Annotated in this window: 1 protein-coding gene; it reads right to left on the bottom strand. The window is 58.2% G+C overall.

Annotated elements, in window-relative coordinates:
- Positions 1-1,411: right-handed parallel beta-helix repeat-containing protein (locus ABEL04_RS02645; RefSeq protein ID WP_375800829.1), on the bottom strand; the 1,411-nt coding region annotated here is incomplete at both ends.

Genomic DNA, 1,411 nt, shown 5'->3' with positions numbered 1-1,411 from the left:
GAGACGCCCGAGACGAGCGACGCCTCCAGCGGGTCTCCGTCCGGATCGCTGTCATTGTCGAGCACCCCCGGTGCCATAACGGTCAGCGTCTGCCCTTCGTCCGTCGCAAAGCTGTCCGGCCTTGCCACCGGCGGGTCATTGACCGTCTTACTGAACTCGCTTGTGTTTCCCTCATCATCTGTGGCCGTCGCCACCAGCTCATCGTCTTGATTGACGGACGACTGCGGTGTGAATGTTTTCGTGACCGTGCAGGGAGGAGAGTCGCATCCCCTGTAGTCATTGGCAGTGTAGGACTCGGTACCGATGTAGGTTCTGCCTTCCTCACCCTCCGCGTCGGCGACGTAAATATCAATCGCAAGTGGATAGAGCGAAGCTCCACTGGTCGACGTGTCCGGATCGCTTGGGACAAGGTAGGTCACTGTCACCGCGTCCGCGCCCGAATCATAATTGCTGCTCCGGAGCACCGGATAGTTCTGGAGGCGGTTGGGACCGTCGTCCCCGTCTCCAGGGTCGTTGGTCGTTCTTCCGTCGTCCCTCAGATCAATCCCCAAGTCGGTGTTATCGTAGATCTGATTGTAGCGCACGGGATTGCGAGTCGCCGAGCCATTCCCCCCGATCCGGACGCCGTCCCCTCGATTGTTGGCGACGACGTTGGCGGCCTCACTACCCCCGATCACGTTGTCGCCCGACGAATTGCCAGACGTGGCGGAGATGAAGACTCCTCCCCCCTCATTCGGGGCGGATGCTCCACTGGCGTTCCTTCCGATATGGTTGCTCACCACCTCGTTAGCGGTAGCGTCTCTCAGCAGAATGCCCACCCCGCTGTTGTTCCCTATCGCGTTGTTGTCAATGCTGTTGCTGTCCCCGAAGACAGCGATGCCATCGGCTCCGTTGCCGATATCCGTTCCGGAGCTGTCAACGCCCACAAGGTTTTCGTCCACCGAGTTAGAGCCTCCCTCAATCAGAACGCCCGCAAGAGAATTAGAGCCGATAACGTTTCCGCTGTTGCTTCCCCCAATCGTGTTGTTGTCTGTCTGAACCCAAATGCCCCTAAAATCATTCCCGAGCGGATCGCCGTTCGCGTCCACTCCAATTTTGTTTTCCCGAATTATGTTGCTCGGGCTCGATCCTCGCAGGCGAATGCCATTGGTGTTGTTGCCGGCGATCACGTTGTCGAGGATTTCGTTCCCCGTCCCTTCGTCGATTCGGATGCCTCCCCCAGCGGCTCCGTCCCCATTCGGAATTGCGCTAGTTCCGTCGGGATCGGTCCCAATGTTGTTGTTGCGAATCACGTTGTTGTCTGCCGCCAGGTCGTTTGCCCTGTCTCCCAGACGGATGCCGCTGAGCTGATTGCCAGAAACAGTATTTCCGGGATCGACGAAGAGAAAAATCCCACCGATAATGTTGTTCT

The sequence above is a fragment of the Salinibacter sp. genome, from assembly GCF_042218895.1.
Taxonomy (GTDB): domain Bacteria; phylum Bacteroidota; class Rhodothermia; order Rhodothermales; family Salinibacteraceae; genus Salinibacter.
The sequence above is the reverse complement of the archived record's forward strand: the minus strand, read 5'-3'. Positions and strand labels throughout refer to the sequence as shown.